Source organism: Streptomyces chrestomyceticus JCM 4735 (genome assembly GCF_003865135.1).
Lineage (GTDB): Bacteria > Actinomycetota > Actinomycetes > Streptomycetales > Streptomycetaceae > Streptomyces > Streptomyces chrestomyceticus.
On record NZ_BHZC01000001.1, the window covers coordinates 6,854,465 to 6,875,996 of the forward strand.

Genomic DNA, 21,532 nt, shown 5'->3' on the forward strand with positions numbered 1-21,532 from the left:
CGACGCCCGGTGACGGTTACGCGGCGGTTCTGGCCCGCTGTTCGCCCCGCGGCTTGCGGCGCCGGTGCAGCACCTCCCACACCCCGCACAGCGCCAGCACCGCCACGACCGCGGCGATGTGCTCCCGGCCCGCCAGGTTGTTCTTGATGAACACCACCTCGTAGACCATCGAGAGCACCACCAGCGCACACGTGAACCACGCCCGGTAGACCCAGCACACGAAGATCCCCAGGCCGACCACGGCCGCCGACGGGCCGGTGTCGTGCACGAACGCGTCCGTCGGCGGCAGGCCGATCGGGTTGTCCGGGCCCAGCCAGATGCCGATCCGCGCGTACATCGTCCCGGCCAGCGTGGCCGCGTACGCGATCAGCAGCGTCCGGCCCCGGCCCAGGCAGATCTCGCAGATCCCGAAGACGAGCAGAAGCTGCGCCAGCGCACCCCACACCGGCAGGTCCAGGGCGGGCACGAACAGCGACAGCGGCGTCCGCAGCAGCGCCAGCCACAGGTGCTCGTCGGCCTGCACCGAGCCGATGTTCTGGATGAACTGATAGCCCCAGGACTGGTTCTGGACGATCTGGAAGAGCGAGGTGAGCAGGATGGCGGCGATCGTCATCGGGATCGCCAGCAGCTTCTTCGTGCGCAGCCCCGACCACACGGTACGGAACAGCAGGCCCCACTCGGCACGCACGGCGCGGCGCAGGACCGGCTCGCTCATCTCTTGGTCTCCAGGTGTTTGCGGTTGAGCCACTTCGGTAGCCCGGGAGCCTCCAGGAAGCCTTCGGCGCGGGCGCTGGCGAGGCCGATACGCAGCAGATCGGTGCTCTTTTCGAAGAGCATGTACCGGGGCTCCCAGATGGGCCGGTATTTCGCGTTGGCGCGATAGAGCGATTCGATCTGCCACCACCGGGAGAAGAAGCTGAGCAGCGAGCGCCACAGGCGCAGCACCGGACCCGCGCCGAGCCGCGAACCGCGTTCGAAGACGGAGCGGAACATCGCGAAGTTCAGCGACACCTGAGTGACGTCCACCTCTTTCGCCCGCTGGATCAGTTCCAGCACCATGAACTCCATCAGCCCGTTCTCGGAGTCCCGGTCGCGGCGCATCAGGTCCAGCGACAGCCCCCTGGCGCCCCACGGGACGAAGCTGAGCAGCGCGCGCAGCTCCCCGTCGGCGTCGGTGCATTCGAGCATCACGCAGCGGCCGTCACCGGGGTCGCCGAGGCGCCCCAGCGCCATGGAGAAGCCGCGCTCGGTCTCGCCGTCCCGCCAGTCGTCGGCCAGCTTCAGCAGCCGGTCCATCTCGGCCTCGGGAATGTCCTCGTGGCGGCGGATGCGGACGGTGTAGCCGGCCCGCTTGACGCGGTTGTACGCCTGCCGGACGGTGCGCATGGCGCGCCCCTCCAGCGTGAACTCGCCGGTGTCCACGATCGCCTCGTCGCCCAGCTCCAGCGCGTCCAGGCCGTGCCGGGCGTAGATCGTGCCGCCCTCCTCGCTCGCGCCCATCACGGCCGGCGCCCAGCCGTGCGAGCGGGCCTCGGCGAGCCACAGGTCGATGGCGCCGGGCCAGGCCTCCGGGTCGCCGATCGGGTCGGCGGAGGCGAGCGAGACCCCGCCGACGACGCGGTAGGTGACGGCGGCCTTGCCGGTGGGGGACCAGATGACGCTCTTGTCGCGGCGCAGCGCGAAGTAGCCCAGCGAGTCCCGGTCACCCTGGCGGGCCAGCAGATCGCGCAGCCGCTCCTCGTCCTCGGGGGTGATCGGGTCGGTGCTGCGTACGGAGCGGAAGGCGGCCCACAGCACGAGCAGCAGCAGGACCGTGCTCATGACGTTGATGACGACGTTGGCCCAGTTCGGCGTGGCGATGCCGGGGAAACGGTCCTCCTCGGCGGCGATGGAGACCAGCCGCATGACGCCGTAGCGCCAGCGGTCCAGGAACGTCGCCCGGTGGCTGTCCTGCGCGGTGTTGGCGACGGTCACCAGCAGCGCCGCGAGCAGCGAGGTCACCAGCAGGCCGCCGAGCGCGACGGCCGCGGCCAGCCTGGGGTTGGAGCGGTCGCCCTTGGCGTAGAACTCCTTGCGGCCCACCAGCAGCGAGACGACGAACAACAGCGTCACGACGAAGGAGAACCAGTTCTGCCCGTGCTGCCGGAACTCCGGCGCCACCGCCATCGCGAGCGCGAACAGCGCCAGGAAGAGCCCGGACAGGATCAGGTTCAGTATCCACGCGGCGCGTTTGCGGCGGCGCATGGTGACCGCGAAGAACAGCGAGAAGACCCCGGACGCGAAACCCGCGGTGAGCAGGTACGGGGTGAAGAACTCATCGACGTTGTGCCGGCGGATGTCCTGTCCGACCGACACCCACACGGCGCTGAGGAAATTGATGAAGGTGACGGCACGCAGGTACCAGACGGCGTACGCGGCGCCGCGTCGTGACCACCGACCGCGGGTGCGGTCCTCATCCGGGCTCAAACGGACTTCTCCCATGAAACTTGATCATATGGGGGCGCGCCGATGCCCGGATTCGCTGGAATCCGGTCACTCCAGGGCCGCGAGCCGTTGCCGGCCGGCGTCCCTCAGTCACGTACGGGCAGGTCTGCCGCCAGGGCCGCGGCCGCCTGCACCAGTGGCAGAGCGAGCAGCGATCCCGTCCCCTCGCCAGCAGTGACGCCGTGATCGAGCAAAGGGTTGAGCGCGATCCGGTCCAGTGCCTTGGACTGCGCCGGCTCGCCGCTCACCTGCCCGGCCAGCCACCAGTCCGGAGCCCGGAACGCCACCCGCTGCGCCACCAGCGCGCAGGCCGCCGAGACCACCCCGTCCAGGATCACCGGGGTGCGCCGGACCGCGCTCTGCAGCAGGAAACCGGTGATCGCGGCCAGGTCGGCGCCGCCGGTGGCGGCCAGCAGCTCCAACTGGTCGCCGAGGACCGGCCGGGCCCGGCGCAGCGCGTCACGGATCGCCGCGCACTTGCGCATCCACGCCAGGTCGTCGATGCCCGCGCCGCCGCGCCCGGTGACCACCGAGGCGTCGGTGCCGCACAGCGCGGCGATCAGCGCGCTCGCCGGGGTGGTGCCGCCCACGCTCAGGTCGCCGAGCGCGACCAGGTCCGTACCGGCGTCCGCCTCCTCGTCGGCGACCGCCATGCCCGCCCGGAAGGCCCGCTCGGTCTCTTCGGCCGTCAGGGCGTCCTCGATGTCGATCCGGCCCGAGCCGCGCCGCACCCGGTGCCGGGTGACGTCCTCCGGCAGCTCCGCCGGGTCGCAGTCCACCGCTATGTCCACGACCCGCACCGGGACACCGGCCCGGCGCGCCAGCACCGCCGCCGGGCTCGCCCCGTCCAGCACGTCCCGTACGAGCTGGTGCGCGGTACCGGCCGGGCGGCCCGAGACGTCCAGCGACGCCACCCCGTGGTCACCCGCGAACAGCACCGCGCGCGGCCGCTCGATCGGCCGTACCGGCACCTGCTGCTGCGCGGCGGCCAGCCACTCGCCCAGCTCGTCCAGCCGCCCCAGGGCCCCGGGCGGCACCGCCAGCCGCTGCCGGCGCTCCTCGGCATCGCGGCGGGCACCGCCGTCGGGGCGCTCGATCAGGTGGGCGAAGTCATCGAGGTTCAGGGCGCTCATTCGGCGCAGATTACCGGGAACGGCGCCCGGCGGCCCGCTCCGGGTCGGCCGGGGAGCCGCGGGTGCCGGGGCCCGTGCCGGTCCGGCCGCCTCCGGGGCCGGGGCCCGGGGCGGTCCGCAGTGTGCCGAAGCGGATCTCGGTGACCGTACGGGCGGGGGTGTGCAGCAGCGGTACGTGCTCCCGCCACCGCGTCAGGCGCCCGGCGAGCGGTCCGCGGCCGGGCGGCGGCACCTCGCGCACCGCGACGATGTTCGGGTGCGCGCTGGCCACCCTGGACCGGTCGGCGGCGTTCATGCCCCAGCGCAGCGGCGGAGCGCCGGGCGCCGTACGCACGCCCGTACGCGGCCGGTCCCGGCCCACGCACCAGCGGGGCACCGCGTCGAAGACCAGTGCGCCCTCGGGCAGCCGCTCCGCGCACGCCGCGATCAGCGCACGGACCTCGGACGGCCGCAGGAACATCAGCAGCCCGCGCGCGGCCACCACCACCCCGCGCTCCGGCGCGCGGACCGCCTCCAGCCAGCCGGGATCGGCCGGCGGATGCGCGAGGGTCCGCCGCCGGGGCCCGTCCGGCAGCAGCATCCGGCGGACCGCGGCGGTCTCCGGCGGCTCCACGGCCAGCCAGTCCAGCCGCCCGTCGTCCAGCCGCCAGAAGGCGCCGCTGCCCGGCCCCTCGCCGAGCGCCACGACCGTGGCGAAGGGGTGCCGCCGTACGTAGGCGCGTACGGCGGCGTCGAGACGGCGCGAGGTGCTGGTCGCCGGACCAGGCGTATCGGTCACCGGACCAGATCACCCGCCCCGGCGGGCCCGGGCAAGCGGACACGGGCGCGGCCCGGCCCGTGTCATCCGCGCAGCGCAAGCGCCTGCCCGGCGACGACCAGCAGGACGTGTTCGCACTCGGCGCCGAACATCGCGTTCAGCCGCCCCAGTTCGTCGCGGAACCGGCGGCCGGACGCGGTCGCCGGCACCACCCCGGAACCGACCTCGTTGCTCACCGCCACCACCGGACGCCGGGTCCCGCGCACCGCCGCGACCAGCTCGTCCACCCGCGCGCGCAGCTCCCGCTCACCGCCCGCCGCCCACTTCCCGTCGTCCCACGCGCCGACCTCGTCCATGACGTGCGTCAGCCACAGGGCGAGGCAGTCGATCAGCAGCGGCGAGTCGTCCGGGGCGGCCTGCGCGGCGGGCCCGCCCGTCCGGTCCTCCGGCCGGGCGCCGCCTTCCAGGAGCGGCAGCAGGTCGCAGGTCTCCGTCGTACGCCAGGACGCCGGACGGCGCTCCCGGTGGGCCGAGACCCGCGCCGCCCACTCGGTGTCCCCGTCCCGGGTGCCGCCGGTCGCGACGTACAGCACGTCGGGGAAGGCGGCCAGCCGCCGCTCGGCCTCCGCCGACTTGCCGCTGCGCGCGCCGCCCAGCACCAGTGTGCGGCGCGGCAGGTCGGGCACCGCGTGGTACTCGCCGACCAGCAGCGACGTGCCGTCCGGCACGGTGCGCGCCCCCGCCGCCGCCAGCCGCCGGTGCAGCTCGGGGCCGGGCGGCACGGTGTGGTCCAGATGGACGCCCAGCACGTCCGTCGCCGCGTCCACCGCGCCGCTCGCCCGCAGCCGCGCCAGCGCGTCCGGCCGCCCCAGGACGTCCAGCAGGACCATGTCGTACGGGCGGACACCGCGGCCGCCCTCGCCCTCGGCCGCACCGGCCGGCGCGGCGCCCGGCGGCAGGTACAGCAGCCGCTCGCCGTCGGCGCCGCCGACCTCGTAACCGGTGCCCGGCACGTCCACGGCGACGGCCCGCACCCGGTGCCCGTCCAGCAGCGCCAGCTCCCGGCCGTCCGCGACCCGCCCCGGCTGCGGCAGCCCGGCGGGCACCTCCATGGCCGGACCGTCGTGCGGGTGCGAGAGCAGCACCTGCCGTACGGCGGTGAGCGAGTGCCCGGCGCGGGCGGCCGCGAAGGCCGGACCCGGCGTCAGATCCAGCAGCAGCGCCCCGTCGACGAGCAGCGCGGTGGCCGCCCGCGCCTCGTCGCCGACGGCGGAGGCACAGGCGGCGCAGGGGCAGCCGGGGCGCGGCAGCCCGCGGGGGGCTCCGGTGCCGAGGAGAGTCAGTTCCACCCGCCGATTTTCCCCCGCCGGTGCCGACCGGGCGCGCGGGGGCCCGTCTCGACACGGCCGTTAGGCTGCGGAACAGCACGTACGCGGGACGTACGCCGCGCGTTCGCGGGGAATACGCCGCTCGTACGGCGCTCGTCCGGAGGACAGCAGCAGGGCCGCGCCACGGCACGCCGCGGGGCGGCAGCGGTACGCGAACCAGCAGGCACTCGGTGGGACCCAGGAGGCGGACATGGTGTGGACGTGGCGGTTCGAGAAGGCCGACGGTACGGAGACGGAGCCCGCGGTGCAGCCCGAGGACTTCACGACCCAGGGGGACGCGGAGTCCTGGATCGGCGAGGTGTGGAAGGACCTCCTCGAAGGGGGCGCCGACAGGGTGACGCTCTTCGAGGACGGCAGCGAGATCTACGCGATGAGCCTGCACGCCGACGCGGGCTGAGCCGCGTACCGGCGCCGGCCGGGCCACGGCCCGGCCGGCGCCCCGCCGGTCGCGCCTAGGCGCCGTTCTCCGTCCCCTCGTGGCCGGGGACGACAACCGGAAGCCCTGCGGTCTCCCACGCTTCCAGGCCGCCTGCCACGGTGTAGACGGAGGACCGGCCCGCGCGGAGCGCCTGCGCGCCGCCCTGCACGCTGCGGGTGCCCGTGCGGCACACGAAGGCCAGCGGGCCGTCGGGCAGATCCGACAGCGCGGCCGGCAGCGTGCCGAGCGCGGCGTGGACGGCGCCGGCCGGGTGGCGCGCCGCCCATTCGTCGTCTTCCCGGACGTCGACCAGCGTGAGTTCCCCGTCCACGACGCGGCGGTGGGTCTCGGCAGGAGACAGGCCGGCGGGCGGGTGACCGTCGCCGGAGTCCGGGCTCTGCGGCGTGGCGGGCAGGACCGTCCGGACCGCCTCGTAGTTCGAGGCATGGGCGACGGCTATCTGCTGCCCCAGCATCGGGCAGACGTTCATCGCCGCTTCCCAGTGGGCGGTGGACTCCCATTCCGCCACGTTGACGAGGCGGAAGGTGCTCCCCGGGACGATCGTGCGGAACATGTACGTCCGGACGAACCCGGGCTGCTCGGCCATCACCTCCGCCGCGTGCTGCCAGGCGTCGAGATACGCGCTCTCCTTCTCCTCGTCGATCTCGATCGGAATGATGACGACATGGCGGTCTTCCATCTGCTGTCTCCTCCGCACTGCAAGGCGATCGCGCATTCCGGCGTGCTGATTTCCGGACGCAGAGTGCGCGCACGCGCTGCAAAACGGCAAGGAACGTTGCTGGACCGGCAACAGCAGACGGTCGAGTGCGTGCTCAGTGCCTCAGATCGTCCCCAGCGTCACCTTCACCGTCTTCCGTGAGCCGTCCCGGTCGACGGTGACGTCCACCGTGTCGCCCGGCTTGTGCCCGGCCAGCGCCTCCGACAGGTCCTGCATCGTCCGGACGTCCGTCCCGTCGAACTTCACGACGACGTCACCGGCCTCGATGCCCGCCTTGTCCGCCGGACCGCCCTCCTTGACGCTCGCGACGCTCACCCCGGCGCCCTCGAAGTCCTGGCCGACCAGGGTGCGGCCGGTGATGCCGAGCGCCGCCCGGCCCGAGTTGCTGACCTTGCCGCTCTTGACGATCTGGTCGGCGATGTTGCGGACGGTGGACGCCGGGATCGCGAAGCCGATGCCGGGCGCCGCGCCCTCGCCCATCTGCGGGTCCGTGGCGGCCAGCGTCGGGATGCCGATGACCTGGTCGGAAAGGTTGACCAGCGCGCCGCCGCTGTTGCCGGGGTTGATGGCGGCGGAGGTCTGCACCATGTTCGCGATGGTCGCGCCCGTGCCGCCGCCGCTGCTGGGCTCGCTGACGGTGCGTCCGGTCGCCGAGACGATGCCCTGCGTGACGCTGCCGGACAGCCCCAGCGGGCTGCCCATGGCGAGCACGATCTGCCCGATCTCGACCTTGGCGGAGTCGCCGAACGTCGCGGGCTTCAGGTCCTTCGGCGCATTGTCGATCTTGATGACGGCGAGGTCCTGCTCCGGGTAGGAGGCGACCAGCGACGCGTCCAGGGAGCGGCTGCCGCGCGCCGTGGTGACCTTGAACTTCTTGTCCTCGCCGACGACGTGCGCGTTGGTCACGACATGGCCGCGCGCGTCGTACACCACCCCGGAGCCCAGCCCCTCCCCGGTGGTGATCTGGACGACCGACGGCAGGACGTCCTTGACCACTTTCTGGTACGCGTCTTGGAGGTCGGTGCTGACGCTGGGGGCCGCCGCCTTGGCGGGGGAGGTGGCGGCGGCCGCGGAGCCCGACGAGGAGACGTCCTTGCCGGGCCCGGAGGAGTCGGAGCCGGAGCAGCCGGCCACCAGCGCGGCCGCGCACAGGGCGGCGGCCGCGGCGACCGCCGCCCGGTGGCGGGAAGTCAGTGAAGGCGTCATGGCTGAAGTGTCCCGTCAGGGCGCCCGGTCCGCCTCCTGATCGGATGCCGTGGCGAGAAACCGCGCCGCCGCCGGCGCCCCGTACAGCTCCTCTTCCTGCCGCTCCTTTGGCACGCAAGGGCGGCAGGGCTGCCCCTATGGCTCTTCACACGCGGCGCCCGCCTGTCGTAGACAAGGAGGCCGAGGACATCGGCGTAAGGCGCCCCTTGGACCCCGGCGGAGTGGACGTATGCACGCAGAGCGAGAGCGGGACCAGCGCGGCGCCGCCGGCCGGCCCGTACGGCCGGCGAGGGACGCGGCTCACACGCCGACTGCCCAGAAGGCCGTCGCGGAGCCGAGGCCGGAGCCGAGAGCGGAGTCGAGGCCGCTCACCGCGGCGCAGGTCGTGCGGCTTCAGCAGGCCGCGGGCAATGCCTCCGTCGTCCAGCGGCTCGCAGCCGCCTGAGTTCGCGAACCGGAACCTACCGCTACGAATGCGGGAAGTGCGGTTTCGCGGACCCCGCGGCCGCGGGCCCCTCCTACGCGGCCTACGGCGGCGCGAACGTCGTCACGGTCGAGCCCGGCGGTCAGGGGTACGGAGGCCAGTCGCTCAGCCGCCGGCGCTGACCAGACCCTCAGCCGCCCTGGCGCCCCTCGCCGCCCGTCCCGCCCCGTACGCCGCACAGGTGCAGCAGGGCCGCCACCGCCCGGTACGGGTCGGTGCGTCCGGCCCGGGACTCGGCGGCCAGCAGCCGTTCCAGCTCGCCGTCGGCGGGCAGCGGCGCGTCGTCCGCCGCGAGGTCGGTGAAGACCCGTACGCCGTACCAGGTCTCCAACGGCGCGCCGATCCCGTCGAGCGTCGCGGTCAGCGCCGCCAGCCGGTCGGCGCGCGCCGTGAGGCCGATGCGGTTGACGTACTCGGCCGTGTCGAAGGCGCCCAGGGCGCCCTCCCAGTCACCGGCCAGGCCGGGCCGCATCGCGAGCGCGTCCGCGTTGCGCACCACCAGGGACAGCAGCCCGCCGGGCGCCAGGACCCGGGCCAGCCCGGCCAGCATCGGGTCCGGCTCCGCCACGTACATCAGCACGCCGTGGCAGAGCACCACGTCGAAGGCGCCGGGCGTGAAGAGCACACCGGTGTCCCGGCCGTCGCCCTCGATCAGCTCCATGCGCTCCTGGATGCCGGCCGGCTCCTCCGCCAGCGCGGTACGGGCCGCCGCCAGCATCGCCGGGTCGGACTCCAGGCCGGTGACCTTGTGGCCGCCCCGGGCCAGGCGCAGCGCCTGGGTGCCCTGGCCCGCGCCCACGTCGAGCACCCGCAGCCGCTGCCCCACCGGGAAGCGGGCCGCGATCTGTTCCTCCAACTGGCGGGCGACCAGCTCCTGGCGGACGGTGTTGCGCAGGCCGTCCAGCCCGCCCAGCCACCGCTCGGCACCGGGCGAGAAGCCCGGAGGGGTTGCGTTCAGGGCCGCTCTCCGCGCTTGACCTGCGGCTTCGGCAGACGCAGCCGACGCATCTGGAGGGTGCGCATCAGGGCGTAGGGCTTGACGCCCTTGTGGTTCTCGTTCGGGAAGCGCTGCTTGAGGCGCTTGTTCAGGGAGAACCACAGCACGAACGAGTCGACGACGATCAGCACGATGATGAACAGCCACAGCAGCAGCGCGATGTTCTGGATCGCGGGCTGGCGCAGCATCGTCAGCACCAGGATGATCACGGCCATCGGCAGGAAGAACTCCGCCACGCACCAGCGCGAGTCGACGAAGTCGCGGGCGAACCGCCGCACCGGGCCCTTGTCCCGGATCGGCAGGAACCGCTCGTCACCGTTGGCCAGCGCCTCGCGCTGCCGGGCCATGTCGGCGCGGCGCGCCTCACGCGACGCCTTCGCCGCCTCCTTGCGGTTGGCCGGCGTCTGCGCGCGCGTACGGCGCTGCGACTGCGCCTGGCTCCGCTTCGGCGTCGGGCGGCCCTTGGGGGCCTGCGGGTCGCGGGGCTGCTTCGGCTCGGACGCGGTCACCTTGGTGGTCGCGGCCTGCTCATCCTTCGAACGGCTTCGGAACACACACGCAAGAGTACGGGTTGGCCGCGCATGGACCACAGCGGCATGGGGAACGATCCGGCAACGGCGCGGATCTCCGGGTGCTGCCGCACAGGGGACATTACGGAGCGAAAGGCACGTGACGTGGGTTCCCGGGACGGTCCCTACTCCTTGCGCCGGATGGCGGCGGCATCCTGATCGTCCTGCAGGAGGAGCGCATCCGGGGCCGAACAGTGCGGTAATGGAACCGAGGCCCGTACTGTGGGGTCTGTAGATGTGCTGGAGCCGAAGCCCGATGTAACTCGGTCAGAAGGGGGCGCGCGAGGCCCATGAGCGGTGTCATGAAGCGGATGGGGATGATCTTCCGCGCGAAGGCCAACAAGGCCCTGGACCGGGCCGAGGATCCGCGCGAGACCCTTGACTACTCGTACCAGAAGCAGCTTGAGCTGCTCCAGAAGGTACGCCGCGGCGTCGCCGACGTGGCGACCTCCCGCAAGCGTCTGGAGCTGCAGCTCAACCAGCTCCAGAACCAGTCCTCGAAGCTGGAGGACCAGGGCCGCAAGGCCCTCTCGCTCGGCCGCGAGGACCTCGCCCGCGAGGCGCTGTCCCGCCGGGCCGCCCTCCAGCAGCAGGTCACGGACCTGCAGACGCAGCACCAGACGCTGCAGGGCGAGGAGGAGAAGCTCACCCTCGCCGCCCAGCGCCTCCAGGCCAAGGTCGACGCCTTCCGTACGAAGAAGGAGACGATCAAGGCCACGTACACCGCCGCCCAGGCCCAGACCCGGATCGGCGAGGCGTTCTCCGGCATCTCCGAGGAGATGGGCGACGTCGGCATGGCCATCGAGCGCGCGGAGGACAAGACCGCTCAGATGCAGGCCAGGGCCGGCGCCATCGACGAGCTGCTGGCCTCCGGCGCGCTCGACGACCCGACCGGCATGGCCAAGGACGACATCACCGCCGAACTGGACCGGCTCTCCGGCGGCAGCGACGTCGAGCTGGAGCTCCAGCGGATGAAGGCCGAGCTGGCCGGCCCGGGCGCCGACAAGCAGGCCATCGAGGGCGGCCAGGCGGGCCAGGGGCAGCAGGCCCCGCAGGCGCAGCCCGGTCAGCCGCGTTTCGACAAGCAGTGACGGCCGGCGGCGGCTAGCCTCGTCGGGACCGCCGCACCCGGCCCGGTCCTCGCACCGGACCGGGCCGCCGCACCGGAGCAGAAGGAGACCGTCGTGATCGTACGGATCATGGGGGAGGGGCAGGTGAAGCTCGACGACGCGCACTTCGTCGAGCTGAACAAGCTGGACGACGAGCTGCTCGACGAGATGGAGAGCGGCGACGAGCCCGGCTTCCGGCGCACCCTGAGCGCCCTTCTGGACGCGGTGCGCCGCCTCGGCTCCCCACTGCCGGACGACTCCCTGGAACCGTCCGAGCTGATCCTGCCCGCCGAGGACGCCACCCTCGACGAGGTCAGGCAGATGCTCAGCGACGACGGCCTGATCCCGGGCTGATCCGCCGCCCGGTCCGCCGGGCGGCCCGTACCACCTCCAGCGCAGGCAGCGCCCCGGATCCCGCACGGGACCGGGGCGCTACCGTTTTCCCGTGACTCCCCACGCTCCCGGGCAGCCCGGCCCGCGTCCGGGCGGCGGCCCGCTCGCCTGGACACGCGCCCATCCGTACGCGTTCGACGGCGCGCTGGCCCTCGCCGTCGTGGTGGCGATCCTGGTCGGCGCGGTGGCCGAGCCGCACGGCCCGCACGGCCCGTTCGGGCCCCGGTTCGGCCACCGCGACCTGACCGTCACCACCGTGGTGCTCGCCGTCGTCGCGGGCGGCGCCCTGGTGTGGCGCCGCCGCTTTCCGCGCAGCGTGCTGGCGGCCACCTGCCTGTGCACCGTCCTCGAACTGCTCCTGGAGAGCGGGGTGCCCCGCGCCCCGGTCTTCTGCTCCGTGGTCATCGCGCTGTGCACCCTCGCCGCCCGCACGGACCGCTCCACCACCTGGCGCGTCGGCGCGCTGACCGTCCTCGGCCTGACCGCCGCCGCGATGCTCTTCGGGGACCGCCCCTGGTACGCGCAGGAGAACCTCGCGATCTTCGCGTGGACCGGCATGGCCGCCGCGGCCGGCGACGCGGTCCGCAGCCGGCGCGCCTTCGTGACCGCCATAGAGGAACGGGCCGAACGCGCCGAACGTACCCGCGAGGAGGAGGCCCGGCGCCGCGTCGCCGAGGAGCGGATGCGCATCGCCCGCGAACTGCACGACGTGGTCGCGCACCACATCGCCCTGGTCAACGTGCAGGCCGGCGTCGCCTCGCACGTCATGGACAGCCGCCCCGACCAGGCCAAGCAGGCGCTGGCGCACGTACGCGAGGCGTCCCGCTCCGCCCTCGGCGAACTGCGCGCCACCGTCGGCCTGCTGCGCCAGTCCGACGACCCGCGGGCGCCCACCGAACCCGCGCCGGGCCTCGGCGTGCTGGACCACCTCGTGGACGGCTTCGTCCGCGCCGGCCTGCCCGTCACCCTCGACGTCCCGGAACCGGCGGACGCGCTGCCCGCCGCCATCGACCTCACCGCGTACCGCATCGTCCAGGAAGCGCTGACCAACGTGCACAAGCACGCCGGTACGGGCGCCCGCGCGACGGTCCGCATCGAGCGGGACGCCGGCACCCTGACCGTCACGGTCCTCGACGACGGCGGCACCCCCGGCCCGCCCTCCGACGCCCGGGAACCCGGCGGCGGCCACGGCCTGATCGGCATGCGCGAGCGGGTGGCCGCCCTCCGCGGCACCGCCGAGACCGGCCCCCGCCCGGCCGGCGGCTTCCAGGTACGCGTACGGCTCCCCCTCCAGACCCCCCAGCCCACCCGGGCCGAAGCGCCCACCCGCATCTGCCGTACGAGGGACACCGGATGACCATCAAAGTACTGCTCGCCGACGACCAGGCCCTGCTGCGCAGCGCGTTCCGCATCCTTGTCGACTCCGAGGCCGACATGGAGGTGGTGGGGGAGGCGTCCGACGGGGCCGAGGCGTACGAGCTGACCCGGGCCACCCAGGCCGACGTGGTGCTGATGGACATCCGGATGCCGGGCGTGGACGGGCTCGCCGCCACCCGCATGATCAGTGCGGACCCGGAGCTGACCGCCGTGCGGGTGGTCATCCTGACGACCTTCGAGGTCGACGACTACGTGGTGCAGGCGCTGCGGGCCGGGGCGAGCGGGTTCCTCGGGAAGGGGGCCGAGCCGGACGAACTGCTCAGCGCCATCCGGATCGCGGCGGCCGGGGAGGCGCTGCTGTCGCCGGCCGCCACGAAAGGGCTGATCGCCAAGTTCCTCGCGCAGGGGGAGGGGCCGGCCGAGGGCGGTCCCGGGCGGCCCGGGACCGCCGGGCTGGACACGCTGACCGGGCGGGAGCGCGAGGTGCTGTCGCTGGTCGCGGGCGGGCTGTCCAACGACGGGATCGCGGAGCAGCTCGCGGTCAGCCCGCTGACCGTCAAGACGCATGTCAACCGGGCCATGGCCAAGCTCGGCGCGCGCGACCGGGCGCAGTTGGTGGTCATCGCGTACGAGTCGGGGTTGGTGCGCCCGCGGGCGCAGTAGGGGACGGCGGGGCCGGTCCGCCCACGGGTGCAGCAGGGGGTGGAGACCGCCGTACTCCGAACGCTGTACGGCGGGTGGGGCGGAAACCGACCTGGGAGCGAGGAAAAGCCGGTGGGGCTTGGCGGATCGTTTAGTCGGGTTCATGACGCCCGCCCGAGGAACGCCGTGCACGACGCCGTACGCACCGCCGTACAGAGTCGTCCCGAACCGTCGTCGTCCCGCCCGCCGTACAGAACAGAAGAGAGACCCCACCCATGTCCTGGCTGTCCCGACTCAGCCTCGTACAACGGGGCCTGACAGCGCTGATGTCGATCGTCGCGATCGCCTTCGGCGCCATCGCGATCCCCCAGCTCAAACAGCAGCTCCTGCCCACCATCGAACTGCCCATGGTGTCCGTGCTGGCGCCCTACCAGGGCGCCTCGCCCGACGTCGTCGAGAAGCAGGTGATCGAACCGCTGGAGGACGGAATCCAGGCGGTCGACGGCATCAAGGGCGTCACCTCGACGGCGAGCGAGGGCTCCGCCGTCATCATGGCCCGGTTCGACTACGGCAACGACTCCAAGCGGCTGGTCGCCGACGTGCAGCAGGCCGTCAACCGGGCCCGCGCCAAGCTGCCGAAGGACGTGGACCCGCAGGTCGTGGCCGGTTCGACGGACGACATCCCGGCCGTCGTGCTCGCCGTGTCCGGCGGCAAGGACGACCAGGCGCTGGCCGATCGGCTCGACCGCAGCGTGGTGCCCGGCCTGAAGAACATCGAGGGCGTCGGCCAGGTCACCGTGGACGGCGTCCGCGACCGCGTGGTCGCCGTCACCCCCGACGACGCCAAGCTCGCACAGGCCGGGACGACGGCCGCGGCGCTCGGCCAGGCCCTGGAGGCGGGCGGCGCGTCCGTGCCCGCCGGTTCGTTCGCCGAGAAGGGCCGCAGCAACACCGTCCAGGTCGGCTCCGGCTTCACCTCCGTACAGCAGATCCGCGACCTGCCCCTGACCCCGGCGGCGGGCCCCGGCGGGTCCGGTGGCGCGGGCGGCTCCGGCGGGGCCGCGGCGGGCAAGCCGGTACGCCTCGGAGACGTCGCCACCGTCAAGGAAGAGGCGTCCACCCCCACCTCCCTCACCCGCACCAACGGCAAGCCCAGCCTGGCCGTCATGGTGACCATGGGCCAGGACGGCAGCGCCGTCGACATCTCCGAGGCCGTCCGGGACAAGCTGCCGGAGATCCGTACGGCGCTCGGCAAGGGCACCGAGGTCACGGTCGTCTCCGACCAGGGCCCGGCGGTCTCGAAGTCCATCGAGTCGCTGACCACCGAAGGACTGCTCGGCCTGGCCATGGCCGTGATCGTGATCCTGGTCTTCCTGCTCAGCCTGCGCTCGACCCTGGTCACCGCGGTCTCCATCCCGCTGTCCGTCGTCATCACGCTGATCGTGCTGTGGACCGGCGACCTGTCGCTGAACATGCTCACCCTCGGCGCGCTGACCATCGCCGTCGGACGCGTCGTGGACGACTCGATCGTCGTCCTGGAGAACATCAAGCGCCACCTCGGCTACGGCGAGGAGCGCCGCGCGGCGATCCTGAGCGCCGTCCGCGAGGTCTCCGGCGCGATCACCTCCTCCACCCTGACCACGGTGGCGGTCTTCCTGCCCATCGGCGTGGTCGGCGGCATGGTCGGTGCCCTGTTCGGGTCCTTCTCCATCACCGTGACGGTCGCCCTCCTGGCCTCCCTCCTCGTCTCCCTGACCGTCGTCCCGGTCCTCTCGTACTGGTTCCTGCGCGCCCCGGAGATACCCGAGGGCACCGACCCCGAGGAACTGCGCCGGGCCGCCGAGGCCAAGGAGAGCGGCAGCCCGCTCCAGCGCCTGTACGTGCCCGTCCTGCGCTTCGCCACCCGCCGCCGGGTGACCAGCCTCGTCATCGCCGTCGTCGTCCTCCTCGGCACGTTCGGCATGGCACCCCTCCTCAAGACCAACTTCTTCGACCAGGGCGACCAGGACACCCTCAGCGTCAAGCAGGAACTGAAGCCCGGTACGAGCCTCGCCGCGGCCGACGCCCAGGCCAAGAAGGTGGAGCAGGTCCTCGGCGGCCTCGACGAGATCGCGGACTACCAGGTCACCGTCGGCTCCTCCGGCTTCATGGCGGCCTTCGGCGGCGGCAGCGGCGCCAACCAGGCCTCGTACCAACTGAAGCTGAAGGACGCGGCGGACTCCGGGAAGGTCACCGACAAGCTCCGCACCGCACTCGACAAGCTCGGCGAGGACATCGGCGAGACCACCGTCTCCTCCGGAGGCGGCGGCTTCGGCAACCAGGACCTGAGCGTGGTCGTCAAGGCCGCCGACGCGGACGTCCTGAAGAAGGCGTCCGAGCAGGTACGGGACACCGTCGCCGGCCTCGACCACGTCACCGACGTGCAGAGCGATCTCGCGCAGAGCGTGCCCCGCATCTCCGTCCAGGCCAACGAGAAGGCGGCGGCCGCCGGTTACAGCCAGGCCGCCCTCGGCCAGGTCGTCGCCCAGGCGGTACGCGGTACCACCAGCGGCAAGGCGATGATCGGCGACGCGGAGCGGGACGTGGTGGTCAAGTCCGCCCACCCGGTCACCTCCGAGGCGGCGCTGCGCGACCTCCCCGTCCCGACCCCGGCCGGCCCGGCGAAGCTCGGTGACCTCGCCACGATCCGTACGATCGCGGGTCCCGTCCAGAGCACCCGCATCGACGGCGCCCGCTCCGCCACCGTCACCGCCAAGCCGACCGGCGACAACACCGGCGCGGTCACCGCCCAGCTCCAGTCCAGGATCAAGGCCCTGAAGCTGCCGGAGGGCGCCACCGCCGAGATCGGCGGCGTCTCCGCCGACCAGTCCGACGCGTTCTCCTCGCTCGGCCTGGCCATGCTCGCCGCCATTGCCATCGTCTTCATGCTCCTGGTGGGAACCTTCCGGTCCCTGGTCCAGCCGCTGATCCTGCTCATCTCGATCCCCTTCGCGGCGACCGGCGCGATCGGCCTGCTGGTCGCCACCGGCACCCCGATGGGCGTCCCGGCGATGATCGGGATGCTGATGCTCATCGGCATCGTCGTCACCAACGCGATCGTGCTGATCGACCTGATCAACCAGTACCGCGCCCAGGGCTACGGCGTCGTCGAAGCCGTCGTCGAGGGCGGCCGCCACCGCCTCCGCCCGATCCTGATGACGGCCCTCGCCACGATCATGGCCCTGCTCCCGATGGCCCTCTCCATCACCGGCGACGGCGGCTTCATCTCCCAGCCGCTGGCCGTCGTCGTCATCGGCGGCCTGATCACGTCGACCCTGCTGACGCTGCTGCTCGTACCGACGCTGTACGCGATGATCGAGCTGCGGAAGGAACGGCGGGCCGCGAAGCGGACGGCTCGCCGGGCCGAAGCAGCCGACGAAGCCCGCACGCCGGAGACGGCGGGAGTCTGATCCGCACGCACGTCAGCCCGTCCCAGGAGGAATCCGGGACGGGCTGACGCGCGTCAGGCCGTCTTGAGCGTTGCGATGAAGGCGGTCCAGGCGGTGGTCGGGAAGGTTCACTCATGTGCTGAACCGTGCTCTTCGCGCCCCTCTGCGGGGATGCGGGCGGGCCGCGTCAACTAAGCTGGCCTCAGCCGTCCGACCGCGTCCGCGATCCGGGATCAAGGCCCCTGACCGCCGTTTTCGAGGCGCCTGGAGGAAGCCGTGACCGCCGAACTCCCCGACTGGATGATCCCGCCGAGGCCCAGTGGCTGGGAAGCCGACGACCTCGACCACCTTCCCCAGGCACCGCGGCACACCGAACTCATCGACGGAGCCCTGATCTTCATGATGTCGCCGCAGCGGTCCTGGCACTCTCGGCTCGTGGAGAACCTGACTTTCGCGCTGCGGCAATTCGCCCCTGCCGGGTTCGAGACCGAGCGGGAGATGACCGTCCGGCTCGACAAGAAGAGCCGCCCCGAGCCGGACGTCCTGGTCGCCACCGCCACGTACGATCCCGACCGGACCTGGTACGCGCCCGAAGACGTTGCCCTGGTCGTCGAAGTCGTCTCGGAGGAATCCGCGGACCGTGACAGGTCCCTGAAGCCCTTCAAGTACGCACAGGCCAAGATCTCCCACTTCTGGCGTATCGAGGACGAGGGCGGCGTCCCCGCCGTGCACACCTACGAGCTCGACGGCATGACCGGCGCCTATGTGGCCACCGGCATCCACCGGGGCCGGCTGAAGGTCTCCGTCCCGTTCCCTGCCGACATCGACCTCGACGGCCTCGTGCCCTGACCTGGGCGAACTCCTGCACTGCCGCGGCCCGCACCGGCCTCCTCGCCCAGTGCGGGCCCATGGGCCACATTCCTGCGCGCCCAAGGCGCGCTACGGCAGCGCCAGCATCCGCTCCAGCGCCAGCTTCGCGAAGCTTTCCGTTTCGCGGTCCACCTGGATGCGGTTGACGACCTTGCCCTCGGCGAGGGATTCGAGGGTCCAGACCAGGTGGGGGAGGTCGATGCGGTTCATGGTGGAGCAGAAGCAGACCGTCTTGTCGAGGAAGACGATCTCCTTGTCCTCGGCGGCGAAGCGGTTGGCCAGGCGGCGGACGAGGTTGAGTTCGGTGCCGATGGCCCACTTGGAGCCGGGCGGGGCGGCCTCCAGGGCCTTGATGATGTATTCGGTGGAGCCCACGTAGTCGGCGGCGGCGACGACCTCGTGCTTGCACTCGGGGTGGACCAGGACGTTCACGCCGGGTATCCGGGCCCGTACGTCCTCGACGGAGGCGAGGGAGAACCGGCCGTGGACGGAGCAGTGGCCGCGCCACAGGATCATCTTCGCCGCGCGGAGCTGCTCGGCGGTGAGGCCGCCGTTCGGCTTGTGGGGGTTGTAGACGACGCAGTCGTCCAGGGACATGCCCATGTCGCGGACGGCGGTGTTGCGGCCCAGGTGCTGGTCGGGCAGGAACAGGACCTTCTCGCCCTGTTCGAAGGCCCAGTCCAGCGCGCGCTTGGCGTTGGAGGAGGTGCAGATCGTGCCGCCGTGCTTGCCGGTGAAAGCCTTGATGTCGGCGGAGGAGTTCATGTACGAGACGGGCACGACCTGCTCGGCCACGCCGGCCTCGGTGAGTACGTCCCAGCACTCCGCGACCTGCTCGGCCGTCGCCATGTCGGCCATGGAGCAGCCGGCGGCCAGGTCGGGCAGCACGACCTGCTGGTCGTCGGAGGTCAGGATGTCGGCGGACTCGGCCATGAAGTGCACACCGCAGAAGACGATGTACTCGGCGTCCGGCCGGGCCGCCGCGTCGCGCGCCAGCTTGAAGGAGTCGCCGGTCACGTCCGCGAACTCGATGACCTCGTCGCGCTGGTAGTGGTGCCCGAGGACGAAGACCCGGTCGCCGAGCTTCGCCTTGGCGGCCCGGGCCCGCTCGACGAGACCGGGGTCGGACGGGGCCGGCAGGTCGCCGGGGCAGTCCACGCCGCGCTCGCTCTTGGGGTCGGCCTCGCGGCCGAGGAGGAGCAGCGCGAGCGGGGTCGGCTGGACGTCCAGGGGCTGGGCGGTGGTCACGGCACGCACCCTCTCTTCTCGTATGCGGGCGCGGCGGATCCGCTCCTGTGGAGCCGGTGCTGGCACCGAACCCTTTTCGTCTATTTGACGTTATCTATCATAGCCGCTTCACGTCACTTTGACGATGGGCATCGCGTCGATGTGACGCATCCCCGTGCCCGGACCGCCCGCGACGGTTGCGCAGTGTGCGAGCATGAAAGACGAAAGAAAGAGAACACGTCGCGCCAGCCGGAATGAATTCCGGGCCCCGTCGGTTGCAGCCGAGGGCAAGCGGTCCGTACCAACCCGGGAGAGATCTAGATGAGCGTTCAGGACGAGACCACCGTCAGCGACGGCATCATCCTGTCCGACGCGGCCGCGTCGAAGGTGAAGGCCCTGCTGGAACAGGAAGGCCGCGACGACCTCGCGCTGCGGGTGGCCGTCCAGCCCGGCGGCTGCTCCGGACTGCGCTACCAGCTCTTCTTCGACGAGCGGTCGCTGGACGGCGATGTCGTCAAGGACTTCGACGGCGTCAAGGTCGTCACCGACCGGATGAGCGCCCCGTACCTGGGCGGCGCCTCCATCGACTTCGTCGACACCATCGAGAAGCAGGGCTTCACGATCGACAACCCGAACGCCACGGGCTCCTGCGCCTGCGGCGACTCCTTTAGCTGACCAGGCGGTCGGCCGGACGTACGACGGCGGCGCCCCCTTCGCGGGGGGCGCCGCCGTTGTCGTGTCCGTGCCCGGCGTACGTACGGCTACTTCGCCGGGACCTCCTTGCCCGTCGACGCGTCGATCACGTCCCGCCCGGCCAGCGGCTTCTCCAGCGGCACCGTCTGCGTGAACTGCTTCGCCATCTTCACGCAGATCTGGTTCGGCTTCTTGTCCTTGCCGATGACCTCGGCCTTGACGCTCTTGCCGGTCTGCTCGGCGGTCGCCGAGTACGTGCTGCACACGCCGCCCCAGAAGTGCAGCTTGAGCGACTTGCCGTCCGCGCTGACCTCGTACGACTCCAGGCCCATCGCCCCGGCCTTGCCCGAGGGCTTCCCGCTGTTGGGCGGCTGGGCGGGACTGGACGGGGTGCCGCCGTCGCCGTTCTTGACGTACTTCGGGTCGACGGCGGGGTGCGTGACCGTGCCGCCGCCGGCGCGCTGGACCTTGTAGAGCCACGAGGGCACCAGCGCCTGGCGGCCGTTGACGTATTGGGCCGAGAGCCCGAAGACCGCGCCGGTCACGTCGGCGGGCTTGCGTGCGGCGGCGTTGTCCGCGCACGGCTCGACGCTCGTGGCGTCGGTGCCCTGCTTCTTCTGCGGCTCGGCCGTCGCGCACCCGCCGGTGCCGGAGTTCGCGCCGCGGTGCGCGGCGTTGAGCCGCTCCAGCGTCTTCTCGGCGCTCTGCACCGGGTACGTGTCGCCCTTGACCGGCCGGGCCAACTGCCCGCTGCCGCCGACGACCTGGCCGTCCGAGCCGATCCGGATGTCGCTCTGCCAGCCGTACGTGGGCAGCCCGCCGATCACCGGATTGGCGCTGACGGTCCGTACCGCGCCGGACAGGCCGCTCGCGTCCAGTCGGGCGTCCTTCTGGCCGAGCGCCTCCAGCACCGGCCGCGCCGCCTGCTTCGCCTTCTCCGGGGAGACGGCGTCCTTGGTGCCGCTGTCGTTCTGGGCGGAGGTGTCGCCGCCTCCGGGGCAGCCGGGCCCGCTCGCCTGCGAGCCGTTGCCGCCGCCCTTCGGCGCGGTCTCCGCGCAGCCGGTGCCGCCGGGTGTGCCGTACTGCGAGTACGTCCACGCGCCCGAACCGCCCTTGGCCACCTCCAGGACGGGGCTGCGCGCGTCCCGCGTCAGGCCGCCGACCTTCCAGGAGTCGCCGTCCGAACGCACCTTGCCGGGCAGGTCCAGGGCCTTCGCCAGCCGGGCCACGGCCTCCTGCGAGACCTCGCCGCGCGGCTGGTAGACCGGGGCGGAGGAGGGGCCTTCGGGCAGCTCGGCCGCCGCCCGGTAGCCCGCGCCCCGTGGGTCGGGCTCGCCGGGCGCGATCCCGTTGTGCGAGCCCGTTTCCTGCGCGTGGCCGTCCAGGGCGAGCGGCGGCGGGCCGCCTTCCGGGCGCGCGCCGGCGCCGCTCTCCCCGCCGCCGGAAGCGGTGGAGGCCCAGTAGGCCGCGCCGCCGCCGGCCAGCAGCACGGCCGCGGCCACCGAGGCCGCGATCAGCGGGCTGCGCCGGCGCCGGGCGGTCGTCTCCGGGGTGTCGTCGCTGGAATTCTCCCCGCCGGCCGCGGGGGGAGTGTCCTCGGTGCTCACCGCATCGCTCC

General features: G+C 72.6%; 20 protein-coding genes. 9 read left to right on the forward strand and 11 right to left on the reverse strand.

Annotated elements, in window-relative coordinates; all coding sequences use genetic code 11:
• Window positions 1–16: 16 nt before the first annotated feature.
• From EJG53_RS41560 to EJG53_RS30050, 5 genes are all read right to left on the reverse strand, one after another.
• Entirely contained in the window at window positions 17–715 is a 699-nt protein-coding gene (locus tag EJG53_RS41560) for a hypothetical protein (RefSeq protein WP_154806416.1), read from the reverse strand.
• Window positions 712–2,481, reverse strand: coding sequence for a phosphatidylglycerol lysyltransferase domain-containing protein (locus EJG53_RS30035; protein WP_125047506.1), 1,770 nt, complete (start codon window positions 2,479–2,481; stop codon window positions 712–714). The genes EJG53_RS41560 and EJG53_RS30035 overlap by 4 nt, the downstream gene beginning before the upstream one ends.
• A gap of 89 nt (window positions 2,482–2,570) precedes the next feature.
• The gene (gene cobT / locus EJG53_RS30040; protein ID WP_125047507.1) at window positions 2,571–3,617 is read right to left on the reverse strand and encodes a nicotinate-nucleotide--dimethylbenzimidazole phosphoribosyltransferase; all 1,047 of its coding nucleotides are present in this window, start codon (window positions 3,615–3,617) and stop codon (window positions 2,571–2,573) included.
• Between the two features lie 10 nt (window positions 3,618–3,627).
• Window positions 3,628–4,395, reverse strand: coding sequence for a class I SAM-dependent methyltransferase (locus tag EJG53_RS30045; protein WP_174856478.1), 768 nt, complete (start codon window positions 4,393–4,395; stop codon window positions 3,628–3,630).
• A gap of 62 nt (window positions 4,396–4,457) precedes the next feature.
• On the reverse strand, window positions 4,458–5,723 hold the full coding sequence (locus tag EJG53_RS30050) for a bifunctional adenosylcobinamide kinase/adenosylcobinamide-phosphate guanylyltransferase (RefSeq protein WP_125047508.1): 1,266 nt from the start codon (window positions 5,721–5,723) through the stop codon (window positions 4,458–4,460).
• A 229-nt stretch (window positions 5,724–5,952) separates the two neighbouring features.
• On the opposite strand from EJG53_RS30050, the gene EJG53_RS30055 reads away from it, so the two are divergent.
• Window positions 5,953–6,159, forward strand: a complete 207-nt coding sequence (locus EJG53_RS30055) for a hypothetical protein (RefSeq protein WP_031004133.1) — start codon at window positions 5,953–5,955, stop codon at window positions 6,157–6,159.
• 55 nt (window positions 6,160–6,214) lie between these two features.
• Here EJG53_RS30055 and EJG53_RS30060 read toward each other — a convergent pair whose 3' ends face one another.
• Together EJG53_RS30060 and EJG53_RS30065 are read right to left on the reverse strand one after the other, a co-directional pair.
• Entirely contained in the window at window positions 6,215–6,880 is a 666-nt protein-coding gene (locus EJG53_RS30060; protein WP_125047509.1) for a rhodanese-like domain-containing protein, read from the reverse strand.
• Window positions 6,881–7,021: 141 nt separating this feature from the next.
• A complete protein-coding gene (locus tag EJG53_RS30065) occupies window positions 7,022–8,125 on the reverse strand; it encodes a S1C family serine protease (protein ID WP_125047510.1) in 1,104 nt (367 codons plus the stop codon).
• 229 nt (window positions 8,126–8,354) lie between these two features.
• On the opposite strand from EJG53_RS30065, the gene EJG53_RS30070 reads away from it, so the two are divergent.
• The gene (locus EJG53_RS30070) at window positions 8,355–8,570 is read left to right on the forward strand and encodes a hypothetical protein (protein WP_125047511.1); all 216 of its coding nucleotides are present in this window, start codon (window positions 8,355–8,357) and stop codon (window positions 8,568–8,570) included.
• A gap of 169 nt (window positions 8,571–8,739) precedes the next feature.
• Here the strand turns inward: EJG53_RS30070 and EJG53_RS30075 are convergent, their stop codons facing one another.
• Window positions 8,740–9,522 carry a class I SAM-dependent methyltransferase gene (locus EJG53_RS30075; protein ID WP_244955691.1) on the reverse strand — a complete coding sequence of 261 codons (783 nt, stop codon included), beginning with the start codon at window positions 9,520–9,522 and terminating at the stop codon, window positions 8,740–8,742.
• 41 nt (window positions 9,523–9,563) lie between these two features.
• Entirely contained in the window at window positions 9,564–10,160 is a 597-nt protein-coding gene (locus EJG53_RS30080) for a DUF3043 domain-containing protein (protein WP_031004128.1), read from the reverse strand.
• 305 nt (window positions 10,161–10,465) lie between these two features.
• On the opposite strand from EJG53_RS30080, the gene EJG53_RS30085 reads away from it, so the two are divergent.
• The 6 genes from EJG53_RS30085 (at window position 10,466) to EJG53_RS30110 (ending at window position 17,973) form a co-directional block, all read left to right on the forward strand.
• Window positions 10,466–11,266 carry a PspA/IM30 family protein gene (locus EJG53_RS30085; RefSeq protein WP_078624462.1) on the forward strand — a complete coding sequence of 267 codons (801 nt, stop codon included), beginning with the start codon at window positions 10,466–10,468 and terminating at the stop codon, window positions 11,264–11,266.
• Between the two features lie 93 nt (window positions 11,267–11,359).
• Window positions 11,360–11,638: a PspA-associated protein PspAA gene (pspAA, locus tag EJG53_RS30090; RefSeq protein ID WP_125047512.1), complete on the forward strand. Its 279-nt coding sequence runs from the start codon at window positions 11,360–11,362 to the stop codon at window positions 11,636–11,638.
• A 91-nt stretch (window positions 11,639–11,729) separates the two neighbouring features.
• Entirely contained in the window at window positions 11,730–13,034 is a 1,305-nt protein-coding gene (locus EJG53_RS30095) for a sensor histidine kinase (protein ID WP_125047513.1), read from the forward strand.
• Window positions 13,031–13,717: a response regulator gene (locus EJG53_RS30100; RefSeq protein WP_125047514.1), complete on the forward strand. Its 687-nt coding sequence runs from the start codon at window positions 13,031–13,033 to the stop codon at window positions 13,715–13,717. Before EJG53_RS30095 ends, EJG53_RS30100 begins: the two co-directional genes overlap by 4 nt.
• Window positions 13,718–13,971: 254 nt before the next feature.
• Entirely contained in the window at window positions 13,972–17,145 is a 3,174-nt protein-coding gene (locus EJG53_RS30105) for an efflux RND transporter permease subunit (protein WP_125047515.1), read from the forward strand.
• Between the two features lie 279 nt (window positions 17,146–17,424).
• On the forward strand, window positions 17,425–17,973 hold the full coding sequence (locus EJG53_RS30110) for a Uma2 family endonuclease (RefSeq protein ID WP_371858817.1): 549 nt from the start codon (window positions 17,425–17,427) through the stop codon (window positions 17,971–17,973).
• 90 nt (window positions 17,974–18,063) lie between these two features.
• On the opposite strand, the gene nadA is transcribed toward EJG53_RS30110, so the two are convergent.
• Window positions 18,064–19,251, reverse strand: coding sequence for a quinolinate synthase NadA (nadA, locus tag EJG53_RS30115; protein WP_125047517.1), 1,188 nt, complete (start codon window positions 19,249–19,251; stop codon window positions 18,064–18,066).
• Window positions 19,252–19,542: 291 nt separating this feature from the next.
• Here nadA and EJG53_RS30120 point away from each other — a divergent pair, with 291 nt between their 5' ends.
• Window positions 19,543–19,896: a HesB/IscA family protein gene (locus EJG53_RS30120; protein ID WP_031004115.1), complete on the forward strand. Its 354-nt coding sequence runs from the start codon at window positions 19,543–19,545 to the stop codon at window positions 19,894–19,896.
• An 86-nt stretch (window positions 19,897–19,982) separates the two neighbouring features.
• On the opposite strand, the gene EJG53_RS30125 is transcribed toward EJG53_RS30120, so the two are convergent.
• Complete coding sequence (locus tag EJG53_RS30125) at window positions 19,983–21,521, reverse strand: hypothetical protein (protein ID WP_125047518.1); 1,539 nt, start codon at window positions 21,519–21,521, stop codon at window positions 19,983–19,985.
• Window positions 21,522–21,532 lie beyond the last annotated feature (11 nt).